This window comes from Pseudomonas sp. FW215-R2 (assembly GCF_058789255.1).
Window position 1 is genome coordinate 169,655 of sequence record NZ_JBYTBO010000003.1, and the last position, 22,727, is coordinate 192,381.

Genomic DNA, 22,727 nt, shown 5'->3' on the forward strand with positions numbered 1-22,727 from the left:
TGATTCGTGACCAAGCGCTATGACAACTACATCAACGGTGAGTGGATCGCCGGCAACGATTACTCGGTCAACATCAACCCGTCCGAGCTGAGCGACACCATCGGCGATTACGCCAAGGCCGATCTGGCTCAGGTCAACGCCGCCATCGACGCCGCTCGCGCTGCGTTCCCGGCGTGGTCGACCTCAGGCATTCAGGCTCGCCACGACTCGCTGGACAAGGTCGGTACTGAAATCCTCGCCCGTCGCGAAGAGCTCGGTACCCTGCTGGCCCGGGAAGAGGGCAAGACCCTGCCGGAAGCCATTGGCGAAGTGACCCGCGCCGGCAACATCTTCAAGTTCTTCGCCGGTGAATGCCTGCGTCTGTCTGGCGATTACGTGCCGTCGGTGCGCCCGGGCGTCAACGTCGAAGTCACCCGCGAAGCCCTCGGCGTGGTCGGCCTGATCACCCCGTGGAATTTCCCGATTGCGATTCCGTCGTGGAAAATCGCCCCGGCCCTGGCCTACGGCAACTGCGTGGTGTTGAAACCGGCGGATCTGGTGCCGGGTTGCGCCTGGGCGCTGGCCGAAATCATCTCCCGCGCAGGCTTCCCGGCTGGCGTGTTCAACCTGGTGATGGGCAGCGGACGCGTAGTGGGTGAAGCGCTGGTCAACAGCCCGAAAGTCGACGGCATCAGCTTCACCGGTTCCGTCGGTGTGGGACGTCAGATCGCGGTCAATTGCGTGTCGCGCCAGACCAAGGTTCAGCTGGAGATGGGCGGCAAGAATCCGCAGATCATTCTCGACGACGCCGACCTTAAGCAGGCGGTCGAGTTGTCGGTGCAGAGCGCGTTCTACTCCACCGGCCAGCGTTGCACGGCGTCTAGCCGCTTGATTGTCACTGCCGGGATTCACGACAAGTTCGTTGAAGCCATGGCCGAGCGCATGAAGTCGATCAAGGTCGGTCACGCGTTGAAGGCCGGCACCGACATTGGTCCGGTGGTCTCCCAGGCGCAGCTTGAGCAGGACCTGAAATACATCGACATCGGCCAGTCCGAAGGCGCGCGCGTGGTCAGCGGTGGCGGTCTGGTGACCTGTGACACCGAGGGCTACTTCCTCGCGCCGACCCTATTTGCCGATAGCGAAGCGTCGATGCGTATCAGCCGCGAAGAGATCTTCGGCCCGGTGGCCAACATCGTCCGCGTCGCCGACTACGACGCCGCGCTGGCCATGGCCAACGACACCGAGTTCGGTCTGTCGGCGGGTATCGCCACCACGTCGCTGAAGTACGCCAACCACTTCAAGCGTCATTCCCAGGCCGGGATGGTGATGGTCAACCTGCCGACCGCCGGTGTCGATTACCACGTTCCGTTCGGGGGCCGTAAGGGTTCATCCTATGGCTCACGTGAGCAAGGCCGTTACGCGCAAGAGTTCTACACCGTGGTGAAAACCGCCTACATCGGTTCGTAAGTCGCTGCACCCGCGCAGGGTTATTGCCAAGGCCCTGCGCGGCACAAGACCAAAGAATGTTTTACCCGCATAAAAATAATCAGTGGGAGTACATCTACATGCAATCGTCCAAGCCGACTCACGTCCGCTATTTGATCCTGCTCATGCTGTTCCTGGTGACCACGATCAACTACGCCGACCGCGCCACCATCGCGATCGCCGGTTCCAGTTTGCAAAAAGACCTCGGCATCGACGCGGTCACCCTCGGCTACATCTTCTCTGCATTCGGTTGGGCCTACGTGGCCGGGCAAATTCCCGGTGGCTGGCTGCTCGATCGCTTCGGCTCGAAAAAAGTCTATGCCCTGAGCATCTTCACCTGGTCGCTGTTCACCGTGCTGCAAGGCTTCGTCGGTGAGTTCGGCATGTCCACGGCCATCGTCGCGCTGTTCATGCTGCGCTTTCTGGTGGGGTTGGCCGAGGCGCCATCGTTCCCCGGCAACGCCCGTATCGTGGCGGCCTGGTTCCCGACCGCTGAACGCGGTACGGCTTCGGCGATCTTCAACTCGGCGCAGTACTTCGCCACTGTGCTGTTCGCGCCGCTGATGGGCTGGATCGTCTACACCTTCGGCTGGGAGCACGTGTTCATCGTCATGGGCCTGTTCGGCATCGTGTTCTCGCTGATCTGGCTGAAGGTTATCCACAGCCCGCGCCAGCACCCGATGGCCAACGAAGCGGAAGTGAAGTTCATTGCCGACAACGGCGGCATGGTCGACATGGACCAGAAGCAAGGCAAAAAGGCTGACGGCCCGAAGTGGGATTACATCCGTCAGTTGCTGACCAATCGCATGATGCTCGGCGTGTACCTGGGCCAGTACTGCATCAACGGCATCACCTATTTCTTCCTGACCTGGTTCCCGGTGTACCTGGTGCAGGAACGCGGCATGACCATTCTCAAGGCCGGTTTCATCGCCTCGTTGCCGGCGATCTGCGGCTTTATCGGTGGCGTCCTCGGCGGGGTGATTTCCGATTACCTGCTGCGCAAGGGCCATTCGCTGACCTTCGCTCGCAAGGCGCCGATCATCGCCGGCCTGCTGGTCTCCAGCAGCATCGTCGCGTGCAACTATGTTGAAGTGGAATGGATGGTGGTCGGTTTCATGGCCCTGGCCTTCTTCGGCAAAGGCGTGGGCGCGCTGGGCTGGGCGGTGGTCTCCGACACCTCGCCGAAACAGATCGCCGGTCTGAGCGGTGGCCTGTTCAACACCTTCGGCAACATCGCGTCGATCACCACGCCGATCGTCATCGGCTACATCATCAGCTCCACCGGTTCGTTCAAATGGGCGCTGGTGTTCGTTGGCGCCAACGCACTGGTGGCGGTGTTCAGCTACCTGGTGATCGTCGGCCCGATCAAACGTGTGGTACTCAAAGAGCCGCCAGCCAATGGCGGTTCCGAAGCCACCGGTAAATTGTCTCAAGCGCATTCCTGAGGAGCGGCGTCATGCAGTTGATTGAACATTCCGACTCGCCGCGCTACATCCGCCTGCACGAGCGGGACAACGTAGTGGTCGTGGTCAACGACCAGGGCGTTCCGGCCGGCACCGCATTCGCCGATGGCCTTGAGACGGTGGATTTCGTGCCGCAGAGCCACAAGGTCACCCTCGAGGACATTCCCGAGGGCGGTCAGGTGATTCGCTACGGCCAGATCATCGGCTATGCGTTGCAGCCGATTCCCCGTGGCAGTTGGGTCAAGGAAGATCAACTGCGCATGCCGACCGCGCCACCGCTGGACAGCCTGCCGCTGTCCACCGAAGTGCCGGCCGCGCAGGCACCGCTGGAGGGTTACACCTTCGAGGGTTATCGCAATGCCGACGGCACCGTCGGCACGCGCAACATCCTCGGGATCACCACCACCGTGCAATGCGTCACCGGGGTGCTGGATCACGCGGTAAAGCGGATCAAGGATGAACTGTTGCCGAAGTACCCGCACGTCGATGACGTGGTGGCGCTGACCCACAGTTACGGTTGCGGCGTGGCCATCACGGCCACCGATGCCTACATCCCGATCCGTACCGTGCGCAATCTGGCGCGCAACCCGAACCTCGGTGGCGAGGCGCTGGTGATCAGTCTGGGTTGCGAGAAATTGCAGGCCGGGCAGGTGATGCACGAGGACGATGCGTCGGTGGACCTGAGCGAGCCGTGGCTGTATCGCTTGCAGGATTCCAGTCACGGCTTCACCGAAATGATCGAGCAGATCATGGAACTGGCCGAAGTTCGCCTGAAGAAACTCGACCAGCGCCGCCGGGAAACCGTGCCGGCGTCCGAGCTGATCCTCGGCATGCAGTGCGGTGGCAGCGATGCGTTTTCCGGGATCACCGCGAACCCCGCGCTGGGTTATGCCTCGGATTTGCTGCTGCGGGCGGGGGCGACGGTGATGTTTTCCGAAGTCACCGAAGTGCGTGACGCGATTTACCTGCTGACCTCACGGGCCCAGACCAAAACCGTTGCCGAGGAACTGGTGCGCGAGATGGACTGGTACGACCGTTACCTGGCCAAGGGCGAGGCGGATCGCAGCGCCAACACCACGCCGGGTAACAAGAAGGGCGGGTTGTCGAACATTGTCGAGAAGTCGCTGGGGTCGATCGTCAAATCCGGCAGCAGTGCGATCAACGGCGTGCTCGGCCCTGGGGAGCGCTTCAAGCAGAAAGGTTTGATCTTCTGCGCGACGCCGGCGAGTGATTTTGTCTGCGGCACGTTGCAACTGGCGGCGGGGATGAACCTGCATGTGTTCACCACCGGGCGAGGTACGCCTTATGGTCTGGCCATGGCGCCGGTGGTGAAGGTTTCGACCCGTACCGAACTGGCGCAGCGCTGGCCGGATCTGATCGACATTGATGCCGGGCGCATTGCCACTGGGCGCGCGACCATCGAGGAGTTGGGTTGGGAGTTGTTCCACTACTATCTGGATGTGGCGAGCGGCAAGCAGCAGACGTGGGCGGAGAAGCACAAGCTGCATAACGACATTACGTTGTTCAATCCGGCGCCGATTACTTGATGGTTGATCGTTCCCACGCTCTGCGTGGGAACGATCGGGGTGAAAGTGGCTTATCATTAGCCCCCTAACGACGCTCACCTCCAAGGCTCCCCGGCATGCTGGCAATCTTCCTCGAAACCCTGAACATCACCGCGCCGGTGTTTGCCATGCTGTTTCTGGGGGTGTTGCTCAAGCGCATCGACTGGATCAACGACAACTTCATCCACACGGCGTCGTCGCTGGTGTTCAACGTCACCATGCCGGCGCTGCTGTTTCTCGGCATCCTGCATGCCGACCTGCACGCCGCGCTGCAACCGGCGCTGCTGATCTACTTCGCCCTTGCCACGCTGGCCAGTTTTGCCCTGGCCTGGGGCTGGGCGATTTTCCGCTGCCCGCGTGAGGATCGCGGCATCTACACCCAAGGTGCGTTTCGCGGCAACAACGGGGTGATCGGTCTGGCGCTGGCGGCGAGCATGTATGGCGACTACGGGATTTCCCTCGGGGCGATTCTCGCGGCGCTGGTGATCCTCTTCTACAACACGCTGTCGACCATTGTGCTGGCGGTCTACAGCCCGGTGATCAAGTCCGATCCGTGGAGCATCTGCAAAAGCGTCATCAGCAATCCGCTGATCATCAGCGTGATCGCGGCGGCGCCGTTTGCCTGGTTCAAGATCGGGTTGCCGGGATGGCTGGAAACGTCGGGTCAGTACCTGGCGCAAACCACGCTGCCGCTGGCGCTGATCTGCATTGGCGGCACACTGTCGCTGGCGGCGTTGCGCAAGAGCGGCAGCCTGGCGCTGAGTTCCAGTCTGGTGAAGATGATCGGCCTGCCGGTGCTCGCGACGTTGGGTGCGTGGCTGTGGGGCTTTCGTGGGGCGGAGCTGGGGATTCTGTTTCTGTACTTCGGCAGCCCGACGGCGGCCGCGAGTTTTGTCATGGCCCGTGCAGCCCAGGGCAATCATGAACTGGCGGCGGCGATCATCGTGTTGACCACGTTGATGGCGGCGATCACCACCAACGTCGGGATCTTCTTCTTGCAGTGGGGCGGGTGGATCTGAGAACTGGCGGTTACTCAGGCTTCTGGTAACTGTCGATCACTTCCTGCGCCGCACGAAACGCATCGATCGCCGCCGGCACGCCGGCATACACCGCGCAATGCAGCAGCGCTTCACGGATCTCATCGACCGTGCAGCCATTGTTCAACGCACCGCGCACGTGGCCCTTCAACTCTTGCGGGCACTTCAACGCGGTCAGCGCGGCGAGGGTGATCAGGCTGCGGGTTTTCAGCGGCAAACCTTCGCGATTCCACACGCCGCCCCAGGCGTGTTCGTTGACGAAATCCTGCAGCGGTTGGGTGAATTCAGTGGCGTTGCCCAGCGCGCGGTCGACAAATGCATCGCCCATTACCTGGCGGCGGATTTCGACCCCGGATTTCTTCGATTCGGTCATGGCACATCCCTCTTGTGGTGTTGGCGGCGCCAGGCGCGCACCGACGTGATAAACAGAAACGTCAGCAGCGTCGGCAGGACATAAAACAGCATCAACCGTTCGAGCTTGCCGGCCAGCGGCATGCCGGTGGTGAAGGACACCACGTGCAGCCCGTACGCCAGGTACAAACCGAGCAGCAACAAGCCTTCGGCCCGGGTCACGCGGTAGCCGGAATAGAACACCGGCAGGCACAGCGCGGCGACGCCGAGCATCACCGGCAGGTCGAAATCCAGTGCATTCGGCGACACCGACAGTGGCGTCGGTGCGATCAATGCGGTGATGCCGAGGACCCCGAGCAGGTTGAACAGGTTGGCGCCGATCACGTTGCCCACGGCAATGTCCCGCTGACCGCGCAACGCGGCGATCAACGAAGTGGCGAGTTCCGGCAGCGAGGTGCCGACCGCGACCACGGTCAGGCCGATGACGCGCTCGGAGAACCCGAGATCGGTGGCCACCGCGACCGCTGCACCCAGCAGCAAATGCCCGGCGAACACCAGCATGGCCAGCCCGGCGACGATCATCAGCAGGCTGGTGAACCAGGGAGCCGGCTGAGTCTGAGGATGATCGGAATGCGGCCGGGCCGAGTGGCGCGACTGGCGCAGCAGCAAGCCGAGATACAGCCCCAACGCGCTCAGCAGCAGAACACCGTCGAAACGGCCGATCTCCTCATTCCAGGCCAGTACGAACACCAGCAGGCTGGCGCCGATCATCAGCGGGATGTCCAGGCGCACCAGTTGTCGCGAAACCCGCAGCGGAATGATCAGCGCCGACAGGCCGAGGGTCACAAGGATGTTGAAAATGCTGCTGCCGATCACGCTGCCGACGGCGATGTCGGGGTTGTGCGTCAGGGTCGCTTGCAGGCTGACCGCCATTTGCGGGGCACTGCTGCCGAGGGCGACGATGGTCAGGCCGATGATCAGCGGCCGCACATGCAGGCGCGCAGCCAGGCGCACGGCGGCGCGCACCATCAGTTCGGCACCGGCGATCAGCAGGAACAGCCCACAGAGCAGTTCGATCACGTTGATCAGCGGTAAATCGGTCAGTCCGAAAATGGCGGGCGCTCCATCAGTCGTCGAGGGCCTGCACGCGAACCCGTGCCGTGCCGCTGCCAATCATGCCGAGACGTTCGGCGGCTTCGCGTGAAACATCGATGATGCGCCCACGGGTGTGCGGCCCGCGGTCATTGATGCGCACCACGCAGGATTTGTCGTTTTTCAGGTTGGTGACCTTCACCCGTGTGCCGAATGGCAACTGGCGATGGGCGGCGGTCAGGGAATTCTGGTTGAACGCTTCGCCGCTGGCGGTGCGTTTACCGTGGTGTTTGGCTCCGTAATAGGAGGCGACGCCGGTCTGGTCGTAACCGTGCGGGTCGATGGTGTCGGTGCTGGCGCAACCGGCCAGCAGAGAGAGCAGGGCGCAGCTGATGAATAGACGCTTCATTCAAAGGTTTCCCGAAAACAGATGTGGGAGCCAGCCTGCCGGCTCCCACAGGGAATGGAGCCAGGCGTTGGAACTGGCCCCATTTTCATCAGCCATCGAGCTTGCTTTTCAGCAGTTCGTTCACTTGCTGCGGGTTGGCCTTGCCTTTGGAGGCTTTCATGGCCTGACCGACGAAGAAGCCGAACATCTTGCCGCGCTTGGCTTCGTCTGCCGCACGGTATTGCTCGACCTGCTCGGCGTTGGCCGCGAGCATTTCGTCCAGCACTGCCGAGATCGCGCCAGTGTCGGTGACCTGCTTCAGGCCGCGCTTTTCGATGATCTCGTCCGCGCTGCCTTCGCCGTTGGCCATCGCTTCGAACACCACTTTGGCGATCTTGCCGGAGATGGTGTTGTCCTTGATGCGCTGCAGCATGCCGCCCAGTTGCTCGGCCGAAACCGGCGAATCCTCGATGTCCAGGTTCTGCTTGTTGAGCAGGCTGCCCAACTCGACCATCACCCAGTTCGCCGCCAGTTTGGCGTCGCCGCCGATGCTTGCGACCTTCTCGAAGTAGTCCGCCTGCTCACGGCTGGTGGCCAGCACGTTGGCGTCGTAGGCCGACAGACCGAACGCACTCTGGAAGCGCTCGCGTTTTTGCGGTGGCAGTTCCGGCAGGGTGCCGCGTACGTCGTTGAGGAACGAGTCCTCGATGACCACCGGCAGCAGGTCCGGATCGGGGAAGTAACGGTAGTCGTTGGCTTCCTCCTTGCTGCGCATCGGACGGGTTTCGTCCTTGTTCGGATCATACAGACGGGTCTGCTGGATCACTTTGCCGCCGTCTTCGATCAGGTCGATCTGACGCTGGATCTCGGAGTTGATCGCCTTCTCGATGAAACGGAACGAGTTGACGTTCTTGATCTCGCAGCGCGTGCCGAATTCAACCTGGCCTTTCGGACGGATCGACACGTTGCAGTCGCAACGCAGCGAGCCTTCGGCCATGTTGCCGTCGCAGATGCCCAGGTAGCGCACCAGCGCGTGGATCGCCTTGACGTAGGCCACGGCTTCCTTGGCACTGCGCATGTCAGGTTCGGAAACGATTTCCAGCAGCGGTGTGCCGGCACGGTTCAGGTCGATGCCGGTGGCACCGCTGAATTCTTCGTGCAGGCTCTTGCCGGCGTCTTCTTCCAGGTGCGCACGAGTGATGCCTACGCGTTTGACGGTGCCGTCTTCCAGGGCGATGTCCAGGTGGCCCTTGCCGACGATCGGCAATTCCATCTGGCTGATCTGGTAGCCCTTCGGCAGATCCGGGTAGAAGTAGTTCTTGCGGGCGAACACGTTGTGCTGACCGATCTCGGCGTCAATCGCCAGACCGAACATCACCGCCATGCGCACGGCTTCCTGGTTGAGCACCGGCAGCACGCCGGGCATGCCCAGGTCGATCAGGCTGGCCTGGGTGTTCGGCTCGGAACCGAATGTGGTGGAACTACCGGAAAAGATTTTCGACCGGGTGGTGAGCTGGGTGTGAATCTCCAGCCCGATCACGACTTCCCATTGCATGTGTGTCTCCTCAGAAGCCGGTTGGGGTGCGGGTGTGCCAGTCAGTGTTCAACTGATACTGGTGGGCAACGTTCAACAGGCGACCTTCCTGGAAATACGGAGCGAGCAGTTGCACGCCGACCGGCAGGCCGTCGACGAAACCGGCCGGCATCGACAGGCCCGGCAGGCCCGCGAGGTTGGCGGTGATGGTGTAGACGTCTTCCAGGTAGGCAGCGACCGGGTCGCTGTTCTTGGCGCCGAGTTTCCAGGCCGGGTTTGGCGTGGTCGGGCCGAGGATGATGTCGACTTCATTAAAGGCCGTCATGAAGTCGTTCTTCACCAGGCGACGGATCTTCTGCGCTTTCAGGTAGTAGGCGTCGTAGTAACCGGCGGACAGCGCGTAGGCACCGACCATGATCCGGCGCTGCACTTCGGCACCAAAGCCTTCGCCGCGGGAGCGTTTGTACAGGTCTTCCAGGTTCTTCGGGTCTGCGCAGCGGTGGCCGAAGCGCACGCCGTCGAAACGCGACAGGTTGGACGAGGCTTCCGCCGGTGCGATCACGTAGTACGCAGGAATCGCGTGCTGCATGTTCGGCAGGCTGATTTCCTTGATCACGGCACCGAGCTTCTGCAGCTCTTTGATGCTGTTCTGGATCAGCTCGGCGATACGCGGGTCGAGACCGGCACCGAAGTATTCCTTCGGCACGCCGATGCGCAGGCCTTGCAGCGAGCCATTCAGACCGGCGGCGTAGTCCGGCACCGGTTCATCGATGCTGGTGGAGTCGTTCGGATCGAAGCCAGCCATGCCTTGCAACAAAATCGCGCAGTCTTCGGCCGTGCGAGCCAGAGGCCCGCCCTGATCGAGGCTGGAGGCGTAGGCGATCATGCCCCAACGCGAAACACGACCGTAGGTCGGTTTCAGGCCGGTGAGGTTGGTGAACGCGGCCGGCTGACGGATCGAGCCGCCAGTGTCGGTCGCGGTAGCCGCCGGCAACAGACGAGCAGCAACGGCCGCCGCCGAACCACCGGACGAGCCGCCCGGTACGTGTTCCAGGTTCCACGGGTTTTTCACCGCGCCGTACCAGCTCGACTCGTTGGCCGAACCCATGGCGAATTCGTCCATGTTGGTCTTGCCCAGAGTCACGGTGCCGGCGGCGGCCAGTTTGGCAACCACGGTGGCGTCGTACGGCGCCTTGAAGTTGTCGAGCATCTTCGAGCCGCAGCTGGTGCGGATGCCTTGGGTGCAGAACAGGTCTTTGTGGGCGATCGGCGCACCAAGCAGCGCGCCGCTCTCACCGTTGGCCCGGCGCACGTCGGCGGCTTTCGCCTGCTCGAGGGCCAGCTCTTCGGTGAGGCTGATGAAACTGTTGAGCTGCGGGTCGAGCTGGGTAATGCGCGCCAGCAGGACTTTGGTCAGCTCTTCGGAAGAAAACTTTTTATCGGCGAGACCGCGGGCGATCTCGGCCAGAGTCATTTGATGCATTGCAGGCTCTTTCCCTTTAGTCGATGACTTTCGGAACCAGATACAGGCCGTTTTCGACCGCTGGTGCGATGGACTGATAGGCCTCGCGGTTATTCGTCTCGGTCACGACGTCGGCGCGCAGGCGCTGACTGGCTTCCAGCGGGTGGGCCAGCGGCTCGATACCATCGGTATTGACCGCCTGCATTTCGTCGACCAGCCCGAGAATGCTGTTGAGGGCCGAAGTGATTTGTGGAAGATCGGCATCATTAAGGCCAAGGCTGGCCAGATGAGCGATTTTTTCCACGTCGGAGCGTTCTAGCGCCATCGGGTTTCTCCAGTGGAAAACAGGACGGACGGCGTCCGTGTGTTAGATTGTCGGAACACTACCGCACTTCTACGGTCATAAGGCCGCGATTGTGGGGCTTGGTGCACAGAAAAGCGGCCAATTTAACATATTGGCGCCTTGCCCAAAATCCCTGTCGTTGTTAGAGTTTGCCGCACTTTTTTACCCACGCGTTGCCTAGGGTCCCTTTCCCATGTTCAAGAAACTGCGTGGCATGTTTTCCAGCGATCTTTCCATTGACCTGGGCACTGCCAACACCCTTATTTACGTGCGCGAGCGCGGTATCGTCCTGAATGAGCCATCGGTTGTGGCCATTCGGACACACGGTAACCAGAAAAGTGTCGTTGCTGTCGGCACCGAGGCCAAGCGCATGCTCGGCCGTACGCCGGGCAACATTGCTGCCATTCGTCCGATGAAGGACGGTGTCATTGCCGACTTCAGCGTCTGCGAAAAGATGCTGCAATACTTTATCAACAAGGTTCACGAAAACAGCTTCCTGCAGCCTAGCCCTCGTGTGCTGATCTGCGTTCCATGCAAGTCCACCCAGGTTGAGCGTCGTGCCATCCGTGAATCGGCCCTTGGTGCCGGTGCGCGTGAAGTGTTCCTGATCGAAGAGCCGATGGCTGCTGCGATCGGTGCCGGCCTGCCGGTTGAAGAAGCACGCGGCTCGATGGTCGTGGATATCGGTGGTGGTACTACCGAAATCGCGCTGATCTCCCTGAACGGTGTGGTCTACGCCGAATCCGTCCGCGTTGGCGGCGACCGCTTCGACGAAGCGATCATCACTTACGTGCGTCGCAACTACGGCAGCCTGATCGGCGAATCCACCGCCGAGCGCATCAAGCAGGAAATCGGTACGGCCTACCCGGGCGGCGAAGTTCGCGAAGTCGACGTTCGCGGTCGCAACCTGGCCGAAGGCGTTCCACGCGCATTCACCCTGAACTCCAATGAAGTGCTGGAAGCTCTGCAAGAGTCCCTGGCAACTATCGTTCAGGCCGTGAAAAGCGCCTTGGAGCAATCGCCGCCGGAACTGGCTTCCGACATCGCCGAGCGTGGCCTGGTGCTGACCGGTGGTGGCGCGCTGCTGCGTGACCTCGACAAGTTGCTGGCCCAGGAAACCGGTCTGCCGGTGATCGTTGCCGAAGACCCGCTGACCTGTGTTGCTCGCGGCGGTGGCCGTGCATTGGAAATGATGGACAAGCACACCATGGACCTGCTCTCCAGCGAATAAGTCGCGGATTGCATTACATGGGTGAGCGCGCAGGCAGCACTTTGCAGTGCTGCCTGTTGGCGTTTATCTTCTGTCAGTCTTCATCCAGGCCGGTTTGATGCCGTATGAATAAACAGAACATTTGCCTGGGAGGAGCGGCCTATTAAACCGCTTTTCGCCAAGGGCCCCTCACTGGGCGTGCGCTTGTTGGTGCTGGCCGTGCTGTCGGTCGCGCTGATGGTGGTCGATGCCCGTTTCAGCCTGCTCAAGCCTGCCCGCAGCCAGATGTCGCTGGTGCTGATGGATGCTTACTGGATCACTGACCTGCCCGGCAGGCTGTGGGAAGGTGTCGCCAGTCAGTTCGGCAGCCGCACTGAGCTGGTCGCCGAAAACGAAAAACTCAAGACCGAGAACCTGCTGTTGCAGGGCCGCATGCAAAAGCTTGCCGCCCTCACCGAGCAGAACGTCCGTCTGCGCGAGTTGCTCAATTCCTCCGCGCTGGTCAACGAGAAGGTCGAAGTGGCCGAGCTGATCGGCATGGACCCGAATCCCTTCACCCATCGCATCATCATCAATAAAGGTGAGCGCGACGGCGTGGTGCTCGGTCAGCCGGTGCTTGATGCACGCGGCCTGATGGGGCAGGTGGTCGAACTGATGCCGTACACCTCCCGTGTCTTGCTGCTGACCGACTCGACCCACAGCATTCCTGTGCAGGTGAACCGTAACGGTCTGCGGGCGATTGCCAGCGGCACCGGTAACCCTGAGCGTCTGGAACTGCGCCATGTGGCCGATACGGCCGATGTCAAAGAAGGCGATCTGCTGGTCAGCTCCGGCCTGGGCCAGCGCTTCCCGGCCGGCTACCCGGTGGCGACGGTCAAGGAAGTGATCCACGATTCCGGCCAGCCATTCGCCATTGTCCGCGCCGTACCGACGGCTGCGCTGAACCGCAGCCGCTACCTGTTGCTGGTGTTCAGCGACAACCGTACGGCTGAAGAGCGTGCCAACGATGCGGCGCAGGCTCAGGAAAACCTTGATGCGTTTGGTGGTGGCCCGATCATTCCAGCCACTGTGCCGAAAACGGTGAATACACCGGCTCAGGCTCAAGCACCTGCTGCGGCCAGCACACCTGCTGCACCCGCTGCTGCTACGCCAGCCAAACCCGCCGCGAGCAAACCGCCAGCGACGCCGGCCAAACCACCCGCAGCGACGCCGGCAGCCAGCAAGCCGCCAGCCGCTCAGCCTGCCAGCGCACGGCCGGCCGCCAAACCGCCTGTCACTGCGCCGGCTACCACTGGGGGACGAGAATAATGGTCGGTGTCAAAGCCTCCCGAAACGGCTGGATCGTCTGGCTGACGTTTCTGATCGGCATGCTGCTCAGCGTGTCGCCGCTGCCGCAATTCATGGAAATCCTGCGCCCGCTCTGGCTGGCCCTGCTCCTGGCATTCTGGGCCTTGGCCCTGCCGCAGAAGGTCGGCATGGTCACCGCATTTTGCCTCGGGCTTGCTGAAGACGTGCTGTACGGCACGCTGCTGGGACAGAACGCGTTGATCCTGACGCTGATCACGTTCCTGGTGCTGTCGTTGCAGCAACGCCTGCGGATGTTCCCGATGTGGCAGCAGTGCCTGGTCATCCTGGTGATCTTCGGTCTCGCGCAGCTTGTGCAATTGTGGCTCAGTGCCCTGACCGGCAATCGCCAGCCGACCCTGGCGCTGGTGCTGCCGGCACTGGTCAGCGCCTTGCTCTGGCCGTGGGTCAGCTTCGCTTTGCGTGGATTGCGCCGACGCTACAAAATCAACTGATTCGGTCAGGCATGGGCCCGTACCGGTGCCATGAGGCAGGGCACTCAACAGGGAGATGTTTGGATGAAGTCGCTTTACCTCGCCTCTGGATCGCCGCGTCGGCGTGAGCTGCTCACGCAGATCGGCGTTCCGTTCACCGCCATCAGTGCGGACATCGATGAAACCCCTTTAGCCAATGAATCCCCAACGGCCTATGTCGAGCGCCTGGCGCGCGGCAAGGCCGAGGCTGGGCGGTGCTCTGTCGTCTGCGACACGCCATTTTGCGTGCTGGGCGCCGACACTGCCGTGGTGCTGGACGGCAAAATTCTCGGCAAACCGGTGGACGAAGCCGATGCATGCGCCATGCTGATGATGTTGTCCGGCAAGGAGCACGAAGTCCTGACCGCCATCGCCGTGCTCGATGGTGAGCGCTGCGAGTCGCAAGTGGTACGCAGTCTGGTACGGTTCCGGGCGATCAGTCGCGTAGAAGCCGCCGCCTACTGGGCCAGCGGCGAACCTCGGGACAAGGCCGGCGGTTACGGTATTCAGGGGCTGGGCGCAGTGTTTGTCGCCGGTCTCAACGGCAGTTATTCGGCTGTCGTGGGATTGCCGGTGTGCGAAAGCGCAGAACTGCTCGGCCATTTCGGCATACCCTGTTGGCAAAACCTGAGTGCGCAGTAAGCGTCGAACGGAACAAGATGCGGCCATTATCGTGAACATGCCTGAACGAGACCCTGCCATGAGTGAAGAGATTCTGATCAACATCACGCCGATGGAATCGCGCGTGGCGGTGGTCGAAAACGGTGTGCTGCAAGAAGTGCATGTCGAGCGCACGCAAAAACGCGGGATCGTCGGCAACATCTATAAAGGCAAGGTAGTACGGGTATTGCCGGGCATGCAGGCGGCATTCGTCGACATCGGCCTGGACCGTGCGGCGTTCATTCACGCCTCGGAAATCTCCCTGCGCGAAGGCCCGGCAGTGGAAAGCATCAGTGCCCTGGTGCATGAAGGTCAGAGCCTGGTGGTGCAAGTCACCAAGGATCCGATCGGTTCCAAGGGCGCGCGGTTGACCACGCAACTGTCGATCCCGTCGCGCTATCTGGTGTACATGCCGCGCACCGCCCACGTCGGCATCTCCCTGAAGATCGAAGATGAAGCCGAGCGCGAACGCCTGAAACAGGTGGTCAGCGATTGTGTGGCCAAAGAAGGTATCAAGGAGGCCGGTGGTTTTATTCTGCGCACCGCCGCCGAAGGTGCCGGGGCCGATGAGATCCTGATGGACATCCGCTACCTGCGACGCCTGTGGGATCAGATCAGCGAACAGATCAAGACCATCGGCGCGCCGAGCGTGATCTATGAAGACCTCGGTCTGGCATTGCGCACCTTGCGTGATCTGGTCAGCCCGAAAATCGAGAAGATCCGCATCGACTCCCGGGAAACCTTCCAGAAAACCACGCAGTTCGTCGCCGAACTGATGCCGGAAATTGCCGATCGTCTGGAACACTATCCGGGTGAACGGCCGATTTTCGACCTGTACGGCGTCGAAGACGAAATCCAGAAAGCCCTTGAACGCAAGGTGCCGCTGAAGTCCGGCGGTTATCTGGTGGTGGATCCGGCTGAAGCCATGACCACCATCGACGTCAACACCGGTGCGTTCGTCGGGCATCGCAACCTCGAAGAGACCATCTTCAAGACCAACCTCGAAGCGGCCACCGCGATTGCCCGGCAGATGCGCCTGCGCAATCTGGGCGGGATCATCATCATCGACTTCATCGACATGGAAGATGAAGAGCACCAGCGCCAGGTACTGCGTACCCTGGAAAAACAGCTGGAGCGCGATCACGCCAAGACCAACATCATCGGTATCACCGAGCTGGGTCTGGTGCAGATGACTCGCAAGCGTACCCGCGAAAGTCTGGAGCAAGTGCTGTGCGAGCCTTGCAGCAGTTGTCAGGGGCGGGGCAAGCTGAAGACGCCGGAAACCATTTGCTACGAGATTTTCCGGGAGATCCTGCGCGAGGCCCGGGCCTATCAGGCCGAGGGTTATCGTGTGCTGGCGAACCAGAAAGTCGTCGACCGGCTGCTCGATGAAGAGTCCGGTAACGTCGCCGAGCTTGAAGGGTTTATCGGGCGCACCATACGCTTCCAGGTGGAAACCATGTATTCCCAGGAACAATATGACGTGGTGCTGCTCTGATCCCCTGCGTCACCTATTTCCTGAAACGGCTGGCCTCAGCTTTTTGCAGTATTTTTGCCATGGGAGCCAACTGACATGGAACGTCTGACACGCATTCTGGCCGCACTGACTCGTTGGGGTCTGGGCCTGTGCGCGTTGGTTCTGGTGTTGATGGCGTTGTACGTCAGCCTCGGCCGGGAACTCACGCCACTGGTGGCCGAATACCGTACCGACATCGAAGACAAGGCCAGCGCAGCCTTGGGCATGCCGTTGCAGATCGGTGAGCTGGAAGGCAACTGGAGCGGATTTGCGCCGATCCTGCTGGCCCACGACGTGATGGTCGGCGACGGTGCCAATGCGCTGCGCCTGGATCGGGTGCGTGCCGTGCCGGATCTGTGGGCCAGTCTGCTGGCTCGCGAAGTGCGTATCGCGCACCTTGAACTCAATGGTCTGAAGATCAGCCTCAAGGAAGGCGAAGACGGCCAGTGGGCGCTGGAAGGGTTGCCGGTGCAGCAGGATCAGCCCATGGATCCCGAGCAACTGTTCAACCGTATGCAAATGGTCCAGCAACTGTCGGTGCTCGACAGCCAGGTGACCTTGCAACCGCGGGAGCAGGCGCCGCTGACGTTCACTTATGTCGGGCTCAATCTCAAGACCGGTCTCAATCGCCAGCGCCTCGACGCGCGACTGACCTTGCCCGACGGGCAACCCGTTGCACTGAGCCTGCGTACGCGGATTCGTGCCAGCCAGTTGCAGGACAGCGCGGTCGAGGGCTACGTCAGCCTGCCGCAAAGCGACTGGGCCAAATGGCTGCCCGAGCGCCTGACCCAGCAGTGGAATTTCTCCGAGATCAAGGCCGGCGGCGAGTTGTGGGTCAACTGGAGCGAGGGCGCGTTGCAAAGCGCCGCCATTCGCCTCAACGCTCCGCAACTGACTGGTGCCTACGCCGAGCGCAAGCCGATCCAGATCAACAATCTGGCCCTCAACGGTTATTTCCAGCGCAGCGCCGAGGGAGCCATCGTCACCCTTGATTCGCTGGCGATGAATTTTGGCGAGACCCGCTGGGAGTCCCGTGTTCAGGTCAAGCAGACCGCCGCCACCGACAAGGTCGATGAGCTCTGGCATCTGCAGGCCGATCGCCTCGATCTGACGCCGATCACTCCGTTGCTCAATGCATTGGGCCCTCTGCCGCAGGGCTTTGCCACCGTGGTCGAGCATCTGAAAGTAACAGGTGGCTTGCGCAATGTGCTGCTGGATTTCCGGCCCAACGCCACCGACGACAGCAAATTCAGTTTCGCCGCCAACCTCGATCAGGTCGGCTTCGACGCCTATCACGGTGCGCCGGCCGCGCGGAATGTCAGCGGCAGCCTGACCGGCAACCTCGGCGGCGGTGAGTTGCGCATGGACAGCAAGGACTTTGTCCTGCACCTCGATCCGATTTTTGCCAAGCCATGGCAATACATCCAGGCCAATGCCCGACTGACCTGGAAGCTCGATAGCGAAGGTTTCACGCTGATCGCACCGTACCTGAAGGTGCTCGGCGAGGAAGGCAAGATCGCCGGCGACTTCCTGATCCGCCTGCATTTCGACCACACCCAGGAAGACTACATGGACCTGCGGGTCGGGCTGGTGGAAGGCGACGGTCGCTACACCGCCAAGTACTTGCCCGAGGTACTGAGCCCGTCTCTGGACGAATGGCTGCGCACGGCGATTCTCAAAGGGGCGGTGGATCAGGGGTTCTTCCAGTACCAGGGTTCCCTGAACAAAGGCGCCGCAGATGCGGATCGCAGCATCAGCCTGTTTTTCAAGGTGCACGATGCCGAACTCGCATTCCAGCCTGGCTGGCCGCACGTGAGCAAGGTCAGCGGTGATGTGTTCATCGAGGATAGCGGTGTGCGGATCGTCGCCAGCAAAGGCCAGTTGCTCGACACTCAGGTCAGCGACGTCTTCGTCAATATCCCCCACGTGCCGAGCGGCGAGCACAGCCATATGTACCTCGACGGCGGGTTTGCCGGCGGACTGGGCGACGGCTTGAAAATTCTCCAGGAGGCGCCGATCGGCACCGCCGACACCTTCGCCGGCTGGGAAGGCGAGGGCGACCTGCAAGGCAAACTCAAACTGGATGTGCCGTTGGCCAAGGGCGATCAGCCGAAGATCCTCGTGGACTTCAAGACTGCCAATGCGCGACTGAAACTGGCTGAGCCGAAACTGGAGTTGAGCCAGCTCAAGGGTGACTTTCGCTTCGACAGCGCCAAGGGTCTGAGCGGGCAGAACATCAGTGCCCGGGCCTTCGACAAACCGGTCACCGCGCAGATCTTCGCCGATGGCGGCCCCGGCAAGCTCAAGACCCGGGTAGCGGCGTCGGGGCAGGTCGAAGTCAAGAAACTCACCGACTGGCTCAGTGTGACTCAGCCGTTGCCGGTGTCCGGGACGATTCCCTATCAACTGCAAGTGAACCTGGACGGTGCCGACAGCCAATTGATGGTCAGCTCCAACCTGAAGGGTGTGGCGGTGAATCTGCCCGCGCCGTTCGGCATGACCGCCGATGTCGGGCGTGACACGGTGTTCCGCATGACGCTGCAAGGTCAGGAGCGGCGTTACTGGGTCAATTACGATCAACTGGCCAACTTCACCTTCGCCGCGCCACCGAGCAATTTCGCCGATGGCCGTGGCGAGTTGTTCCTGGGTACTGGTGAAGCCGTGTTGCCGGGCAACAAAGGCTTGCGCATACGCGGTGTGCTGTCGGAGCTGGACGTCAAACCCTGGCAGGATCTGGTGGACAAGTACGCCGGTCAGGATCCGGGCGGCAGCGCCAAGCAACTGCTCAGCAGCGCAGATTTCAAGATCGGCAAACTCACCGCCTTCGGCACCACGCTGGATCAGGCGGCGGTGCAACTGGATCGCAAGCCCGGCGCCTGGGCGCTGGCCCTCGACAGTCAACAGGCCAAAGGCACGGTCGGCATTCCCGACGCCAAAAGCGCGCCGATTGTGGTGAACCTTCAATACGTGCGTTTGCCGGCACCGGACCCGACGGTGCAGGCCGACGATAACGCACCTGACCCTCTGGCCTCGGTCGATCCAACCAAGATCCCGGCGCTGGACATCACCATCAATCAGCTGTTCCAGGGACAGGACCTGGTCGGTGGCTGGTCGCTGAAAGTCCGTCCGACCGCCAAGGGTATCGCCCTGAACAACCTCGATCTGGGCCTCAAGGGCATTCTGTTGCAGGGCAGCGGTGGCTGGGAGGGGACGCCCGGTGCCACCAGCAGTTGGTACAAGGGCCGGATTGGCGGCAAGAATCTCGCCGACGTGCTCAAGGGCTGGGGCTTTGCGCCGAGCGTGACCAGCGAAGAATTCCACATGGATGTCGACGGCCGCTGGCCGGGTTCACCGGCGTGGCTGGCGACCAAGCGCTTCTCCGGCACGCTCGATGCGTCGCTGAACAAGGGGCAGTTCGTCGAAGTCGAGGGCGGTGCTCAGGCGCTGCGAGTGTTCGGTCTGCTCAACTTCAACTCCATCGGCCGGCGTCTGCGCCTCGATTTCTCCGACCTGTTCGGCAAAGGTTTGAGCTATGACCGGGTCAAGGGATTACTGGTGGCGAACAACGGTGTCTACGTGACGCAGGAGCCGATCAAATTGACCGGGCCGTCGAGCAATCTTGAGCTCAACGGCACGCTGGATCTGGTCGGCGATCAGGTCGATGCCCGGTTGCTGGTGACCTTGCCGGTGACCAACAACCTGCCGATTGCCGCGTTGATTGTCGGTGCACCGGCGGTCGGCGGGGCGCTGTTCCTGATCGACAAACTGATCGGTGATCGCGTAGCGCGGTTCGCCAGCGTCAAATACACCGTCAAAGGCCCGTGGAAAGAGCCGAAAATCACCTTCGACAAGCCTTTTTGATCAGCCAGGCCGCAAACCGATGGAGTAGCATGGCTGCCTACCTCTTGCGGAGTTCGCCATGTCTTTAGCGGTGATTCAAATGGTCAGCCAGAGCGACGTGCTGGCCAATCTGCGCGATGCCCGACGTTTGCTCGAACAAGCGGCCAACGCTGGCGCGAAGCTGGCGGTGCTGCCGGAAAACTTCGCGGCCATGGGGCGTCGCGACATCGCTGATATCGGCCGTGCCGAAGCACTTGGCGAAGGCCCGATCCTGCCGTGGTTGAAACAGACCGCTCGCGACCTCAAGTTATGGATAGTGGCCGGCACCTTGCCGTTGCCGCCTGTGGGGCAACCCGAGGCGAAGTCCCATGCCTGCTCGTTGTTGGTGGACGATCAGGGCGAAATCGTTGCTCGCTATGACAAGTTGCATCTGTTTGATGTGGATGTTGCGGACAATCGCGGCCGTTACCGCGAATCCGATGACTATGCTTATGGCAGTGGCGTGGTGGTTGCGGACACACCGGTCGGCCGAATCGGCCTGACGGTGTGTTACGACCTGCGATTCCCGGAGCTGTACAGCGAGTTGCGCGCGGCGGGAGCTGAACTGATTACCGCACCGTCGGCCTTCACCGCGGTGACCGGTGCGGCGCACTGGGACGTGTTGATCCGTGCACGGGCGATTGAAACCCAGTGCTACGTGCTGGCGGCGGCCCAGGGCGGGACGCATCCGGGGCCGCGGGAAACCTTTGGCCATGCGGCGATTATCGATCCGTGGGGCCGCGTGCTGGCGCAGCAGGAACAAGGCGAAGCCGTGTTGCTGGCCGAGCGCGACAGTGACGAACAGGCGTCCATCCGGGCGCGAATGCCGGTGACGGGTCATCGGCGGTTTTTTTCGCAGGGCGCACAGCGACCTGCTTCAGAACACGAATTTAAGGCGTAAAACCTATGAGCGAGTTGTTGTCCTCAGTCAGTGATCACCTGTTGGCGCCTGGCGGCGTGACGATCGAGAGCCTGCAAGGCGTGCTCGGTGATCTGGCGGGTCCAGGCATCGATGCGGCCGACCTGTATTTCCAGGGGCAGATTTCCGAGTCCTGGTCGCTGGAAGACGGCATCGTCAAGGAAGGCAGTTTCAACCTCGATCAGGGGGTTGGTGTGCGTGCGCAGTCCGGCGAAAAAACCGGTTTTGCCTACAGCAACGCGATCACCCTCGAAGCCCTTGGCGCGGCGGCCCGTGCGGCCCGTTCGATTTCCCGTGCCGGGCAGAACGGCACGGTGCAGGCGTTCAGCACGCAAGACGTCGCCCAGTTGTACGCGCCGGACAACCCGCTGGAAGTGCTGAGCCGCGCCGAAAAAGTTGAACTGCTCAAACGCATCGATGTTGCCACTCGCGCCCTCGATCCGCGTATCCAGCAGGTCAGCGTGAGCATGGCCGGGGTCTGGGAGCGGATTCTGGTGGCCTCGACCGACGGTGGCCTGGCTGCCGACGTGCGTCCTTTGGTGCGATTCAACGTCAGTGTGATCGTCGAGCAGAACGGTCGTCGCGAACGGGGCGGCCATGGCGGCGGCGGGCGTACCGACTACCGTTATTTCCTCGCCGAAGACCGCGCCATGGGTTACGCCCGTGAAGCGTTGCGTCAGGCGCTGGTGAATCTGGAAGCGATTCCGGCACCGGCCGGCACCTTGCCGGTTGTTCTGGGTTCGGGTTGGTCCGGCGTGCTGCTTCACGAAGCGGTCGGCCACGGTCTGGAAGGCGATTTCAACCGCAAGGGCAGTTCTGCCTACAGCGGGCGCATGGGTGAGATGGTTGCTTCGAAGCTCTGCACCATCGTCGATGACGGCACATTGGCCGGTCGTCGCGGTTCCCTGAGCGTCGATGATGAAGGCACGCCGACCGAGTGCACCACGCTGATCGAAAACGGCGTGCTCAAGGGCTACATGCAGGACAAGCTCAATGCGCGCCTGATGGGCGTGGCCCGCACCGGCAACGGTCGTCGCGAGTCCTACGCGCACTTGCCGATGCCGCGGATGACCAACACTTACATGCTCGGCGGCCAGAGCGATCCGGCGGAAATCATCGCGTCGGTGAAGAAGGGCATCTACTGCGCCAACCTCGGTGGCGGTCAGGTCGACATCACCAGCGGCAAGTTCGTGTTCTCCACCAGCGAGGCTTACCTGATCGAGGACGGCAAGATCACCGCGCCGGTCAAAGGCGCGACGTTGATCGGCAACGGTCCGGAAGCGATGAGTCGGGTGTCGATGGTCGGTAACGATCTGGCGCTGGACAGCGGTGTAGGGACTTGCGGCAAGGATGGGCAATCGGTGCCGGTGGGCGTGGGTCAGCCGACGCTGAAGATCGATGCGATCACCGTGGGTGGCACGGGCGCATAAGAAAGGATGGAGCTTCGGGTGGCGCGCAGTGCGGCCACCCGGTGGCGAATATCAACGCAGACCGCGTTGAGTCTCGTCCAGCTCACGGATGTACTTGAAGATCTTGCGGCTCGAGGCAGGAGGTTTGTTTTGCGCAACCTCATGCTGGGCCTGACGGATCAGGGAACGCAGTTGCTGGCGGTCGGCGTCCGGGTACTCGACGACGAATTTCTCCAGCACGGCATCGTCACCGCCGATCAGGCGGTCACGCCAGCGTTCGAGGTTGTGGAAACGCTCGTTGTACTGACGGGTAGAGGCATCGAGTTGATCGAGCAAGGTGAGAATGGCGTCAGTGTCCTGATCGCGCATCAGTTTGCCGATGAACTGCAAGTGCCGTTTACGCGCGATGTTCGCGGTGTGCTTGGGCGCATCGGCCAGGGCCCGGCGCAAGGCGTCGGTCAATGGCAGTTTCGCCTGCAAGTCGGGCTTGAGCGTTGTAAGGCGCTCGCCAAGGTCAACCAGAGCATGCAGCTCGCGTTTGACCTGGGATTTGCTTTTTTCTCCCGTATCGAGGGAGTCGTCGTAAGAATCAACCATGGTGGCAGTCCGCAAAGAAAC

19 protein-coding genes are annotated in these 22,727 nt (G+C 61.7%); 12 read left to right on the forward strand and 7 right to left on the reverse strand.

Annotated features, from left to right (window positions below; translation table 11 throughout):
* Positions 1–6 precede the first annotated feature (6 nt).
* The 4 genes from AC3WRD_RS05660 (at position 7) to AC3WRD_RS05675 (ending at position 5,511) form a co-directional block, all read left to right on the forward strand.
* Positions 7–1,446 carry an aldehyde dehydrogenase family protein gene (locus AC3WRD_RS05660; protein WP_102619430.1) on the forward strand — a complete coding sequence of 480 codons (1,440 nt, stop codon included), beginning with the start codon at positions 7–9 and terminating at the stop codon, positions 1,444–1,446.
* A gap of 98 nt (positions 1,447–1,544) precedes the next feature.
* Positions 1,545–2,909, forward strand: coding sequence for an MFS transporter (locus AC3WRD_RS05665; RefSeq protein ID WP_102619615.1), 1,365 nt, complete (start codon positions 1,545–1,547; stop codon positions 2,907–2,909).
* 11 nt (positions 2,910–2,920) lie between these two features.
* Entirely contained in the window at positions 2,921–4,474 is a 1,554-nt protein-coding gene (garD, locus tag AC3WRD_RS05670; protein ID WP_102619431.1) for a galactarate dehydratase, read from the forward strand.
* Between the two features lie 95 nt (positions 4,475–4,569).
* The gene (locus AC3WRD_RS05675; RefSeq protein WP_096818922.1) at positions 4,570–5,511 is read left to right on the forward strand and encodes an AEC family transporter; all 942 of its coding nucleotides are present in this window, start codon (positions 4,570–4,572) and stop codon (positions 5,509–5,511) included.
* Positions 5,512–5,521: 10 nt separating this feature from the next.
* On the opposite strand, the gene AC3WRD_RS05680 is transcribed toward AC3WRD_RS05675, so the two are convergent.
* The 6 genes from AC3WRD_RS05680 to gatC all read right to left on the reverse strand — a co-directional run bounded on the left by AC3WRD_RS05680 (position 5,522) and on the right by gatC (position 10,681).
* Positions 5,522–5,902, reverse strand: coding sequence for a carboxymuconolactone decarboxylase family protein (locus AC3WRD_RS05680; protein ID WP_085685699.1), 381 nt, complete (start codon positions 5,900–5,902; stop codon positions 5,522–5,524).
* The gene (locus tag AC3WRD_RS05685) at positions 5,899–6,960 is read right to left on the reverse strand and encodes a calcium/sodium antiporter (protein ID WP_096818926.1); all 1,062 of its coding nucleotides are present in this window, start codon (positions 6,958–6,960) and stop codon (positions 5,899–5,901) included. The genes AC3WRD_RS05680 and AC3WRD_RS05685 overlap by 4 nt, the downstream gene beginning before the upstream one ends.
* A gap of 46 nt (positions 6,961–7,006) precedes the next feature.
* Entirely contained in the window at positions 7,007–7,381 is a 375-nt protein-coding gene (locus AC3WRD_RS05690) for a septal ring lytic transglycosylase RlpA family protein (protein WP_102619432.1), read from the reverse strand.
* Positions 7,382–7,469: 88 nt separating this feature from the next.
* A complete protein-coding gene (gene gatB, locus AC3WRD_RS05695; protein ID WP_102619433.1) occupies positions 7,470–8,915 on the reverse strand; it encodes an Asp-tRNA(Asn)/Glu-tRNA(Gln) amidotransferase subunit GatB in 1,446 nt (481 codons plus the stop codon).
* A 10-nt stretch (positions 8,916–8,925) separates the two neighbouring features.
* Entirely contained in the window at positions 8,926–10,377 is a 1,452-nt protein-coding gene (gene gatA, locus AC3WRD_RS05700) for an Asp-tRNA(Asn)/Glu-tRNA(Gln) amidotransferase subunit GatA (protein WP_096818931.1), read from the reverse strand.
* 16 nt (positions 10,378–10,393) lie between these two features.
* Positions 10,394–10,681, reverse strand: a complete 288-nt coding sequence (gatC, locus tag AC3WRD_RS05705; RefSeq protein WP_096818932.1) for an Asp-tRNA(Asn)/Glu-tRNA(Gln) amidotransferase subunit GatC — start codon at positions 10,679–10,681, stop codon at positions 10,394–10,396.
* Positions 10,682–10,892: 211 nt separating this feature from the next.
* On the opposite strand from gatC, the gene mreB reads away from it, so the two are divergent.
* The 8 genes from mreB (at position 10,893) to tldD (ending at position 22,130) form a co-directional block, all read left to right on the forward strand.
* On the forward strand, positions 10,893–11,930 hold the full coding sequence (gene mreB, locus AC3WRD_RS05710) for a rod shape-determining protein MreB (RefSeq protein ID WP_002555108.1): 1,038 nt from the start codon (positions 10,893–10,895) through the stop codon (positions 11,928–11,930).
* 141 nt (positions 11,931–12,071) lie between these two features.
* Positions 12,072–13,217: a rod shape-determining protein MreC gene (gene mreC, locus AC3WRD_RS05715; RefSeq protein WP_096818934.1), complete on the forward strand. Its 1,146-nt coding sequence runs from the start codon at positions 12,072–12,074 to the stop codon at positions 13,215–13,217.
* Positions 13,217–13,708, forward strand: coding sequence for a rod shape-determining protein MreD (gene mreD, locus AC3WRD_RS05720; protein WP_085711798.1), 492 nt, complete (start codon positions 13,217–13,219; stop codon positions 13,706–13,708). The genes mreC and mreD overlap by 1 nt, the downstream gene beginning before the upstream one ends.
* 63 nt (positions 13,709–13,771) lie before the next feature.
* Positions 13,772–14,368 carry a Maf family protein gene (locus AC3WRD_RS05725; protein ID WP_102619434.1) on the forward strand — a complete coding sequence of 199 codons (597 nt, stop codon included), beginning with the start codon at positions 13,772–13,774 and terminating at the stop codon, positions 14,366–14,368.
* A gap of 58 nt (positions 14,369–14,426) precedes the next feature.
* Positions 14,427–15,884, forward strand: a complete 1,458-nt coding sequence (rng, locus tag AC3WRD_RS05730) for a ribonuclease G (protein ID WP_096818937.1) — start codon at positions 14,427–14,429, stop codon at positions 15,882–15,884.
* Positions 15,885–15,959: 75 nt separating this feature from the next.
* Positions 15,960–19,763, forward strand: coding sequence for a YhdP family protein (locus AC3WRD_RS05735; RefSeq protein ID WP_102619435.1), 3,804 nt, complete (start codon positions 15,960–15,962; stop codon positions 19,761–19,763).
* A 58-nt stretch (positions 19,764–19,821) separates the two neighbouring features.
* Entirely contained in the window at positions 19,822–20,682 is an 861-nt protein-coding gene (locus AC3WRD_RS05740) for a carbon-nitrogen hydrolase family protein (protein ID WP_102619436.1), read from the forward strand.
* Between the two features lie 5 nt (positions 20,683–20,687).
* A complete protein-coding gene (gene tldD, locus AC3WRD_RS05745; RefSeq protein WP_085711794.1) occupies positions 20,688–22,130 on the forward strand; it encodes a metalloprotease TldD in 1,443 nt (480 codons plus the stop codon).
* Positions 22,131–22,181: 51 nt separating this feature from the next.
* Here the strand turns inward: tldD and yjgA are convergent, their stop codons facing one another.
* Positions 22,182–22,706: a ribosome biogenesis factor YjgA gene (yjgA, locus tag AC3WRD_RS05750; protein WP_096818946.1), complete on the reverse strand. Its 525-nt coding sequence runs from the start codon at positions 22,704–22,706 to the stop codon at positions 22,182–22,184.
* Positions 22,707–22,727 lie beyond the last annotated feature (21 nt).

Coding starts and splice junctions, on each gene's coding strand:
- AC3WRD_RS05725 (WP_102619434.1), top strand. CDS start 13,772: ATGAAGTCGCTTTACCTCGCCTCTGGATCGCCGCGTCGGCGTGAGCTG.
- gatA (WP_096818931.1), bottom strand. CDS start 10,377: ATGCATCAAATGACTCTGGCCGAGATCGCCCGCGGTCTCGCCGATAAA.
- AC3WRD_RS05740 (WP_102619436.1), top strand. CDS start 19,822: ATGTCTTTAGCGGTGATTCAAATGGTCAGCCAGAGCGACGTGCTGGCC.
- gatC (WP_096818932.1), bottom strand. CDS start 10,681: ATGGCGCTAGAACGCTCCGACGTGGAAAAAATCGCTCATCTGGCCAGC.
- gatB (WP_102619433.1), bottom strand. CDS start 8,915: ATGCAATGGGAAGTCGTGATCGGGCTGGAGATTCACACCCAGCTCACC.
- AC3WRD_RS05665 (WP_102619615.1), top strand. CDS start 1,545: ATGCAATCGTCCAAGCCGACTCACGTCCGCTATTTGATCCTGCTCATG.
- rng (WP_096818937.1), top strand. CDS start 14,427: ATGAGTGAAGAGATTCTGATCAACATCACGCCGATGGAATCGCGCGTG.
- AC3WRD_RS05735 (WP_102619435.1), top strand. CDS start 15,960: ATGGAACGTCTGACACGCATTCTGGCCGCACTGACTCGTTGGGGTCTG.
- AC3WRD_RS05675 (WP_096818922.1), top strand. CDS start 4,570: ATGCTGGCAATCTTCCTCGAAACCCTGAACATCACCGCGCCGGTGTTT.
- mreD (WP_085711798.1), top strand. CDS start 13,217: ATGGTCGGTGTCAAAGCCTCCCGAAACGGCTGGATCGTCTGGCTGACG.
- tldD (WP_085711794.1), top strand. CDS start 20,688: ATGAGCGAGTTGTTGTCCTCAGTCAGTGATCACCTGTTGGCGCCTGGC.
- AC3WRD_RS05680 (WP_085685699.1), bottom strand. CDS start 5,902: ATGACCGAATCGAAGAAATCCGGGGTCGAAATCCGCCGCCAGGTAATG.
- yjgA (WP_096818946.1), bottom strand. CDS start 22,706: ATGGTTGATTCTTACGACGACTCCCTCGATACGGGAGAAAAAAGCAAA.
- AC3WRD_RS05690 (WP_102619432.1), bottom strand. CDS start 7,381: ATGAAGCGTCTATTCATCAGCTGCGCCCTGCTCTCTCTGCTGGCCGGT.
- garD (WP_102619431.1), top strand. CDS start 2,921: ATGCAGTTGATTGAACATTCCGACTCGCCGCGCTACATCCGCCTGCAC.
- mreB (WP_002555108.1), top strand. CDS start 10,893: ATGTTCAAGAAACTGCGTGGCATGTTTTCCAGCGATCTTTCCATTGAC.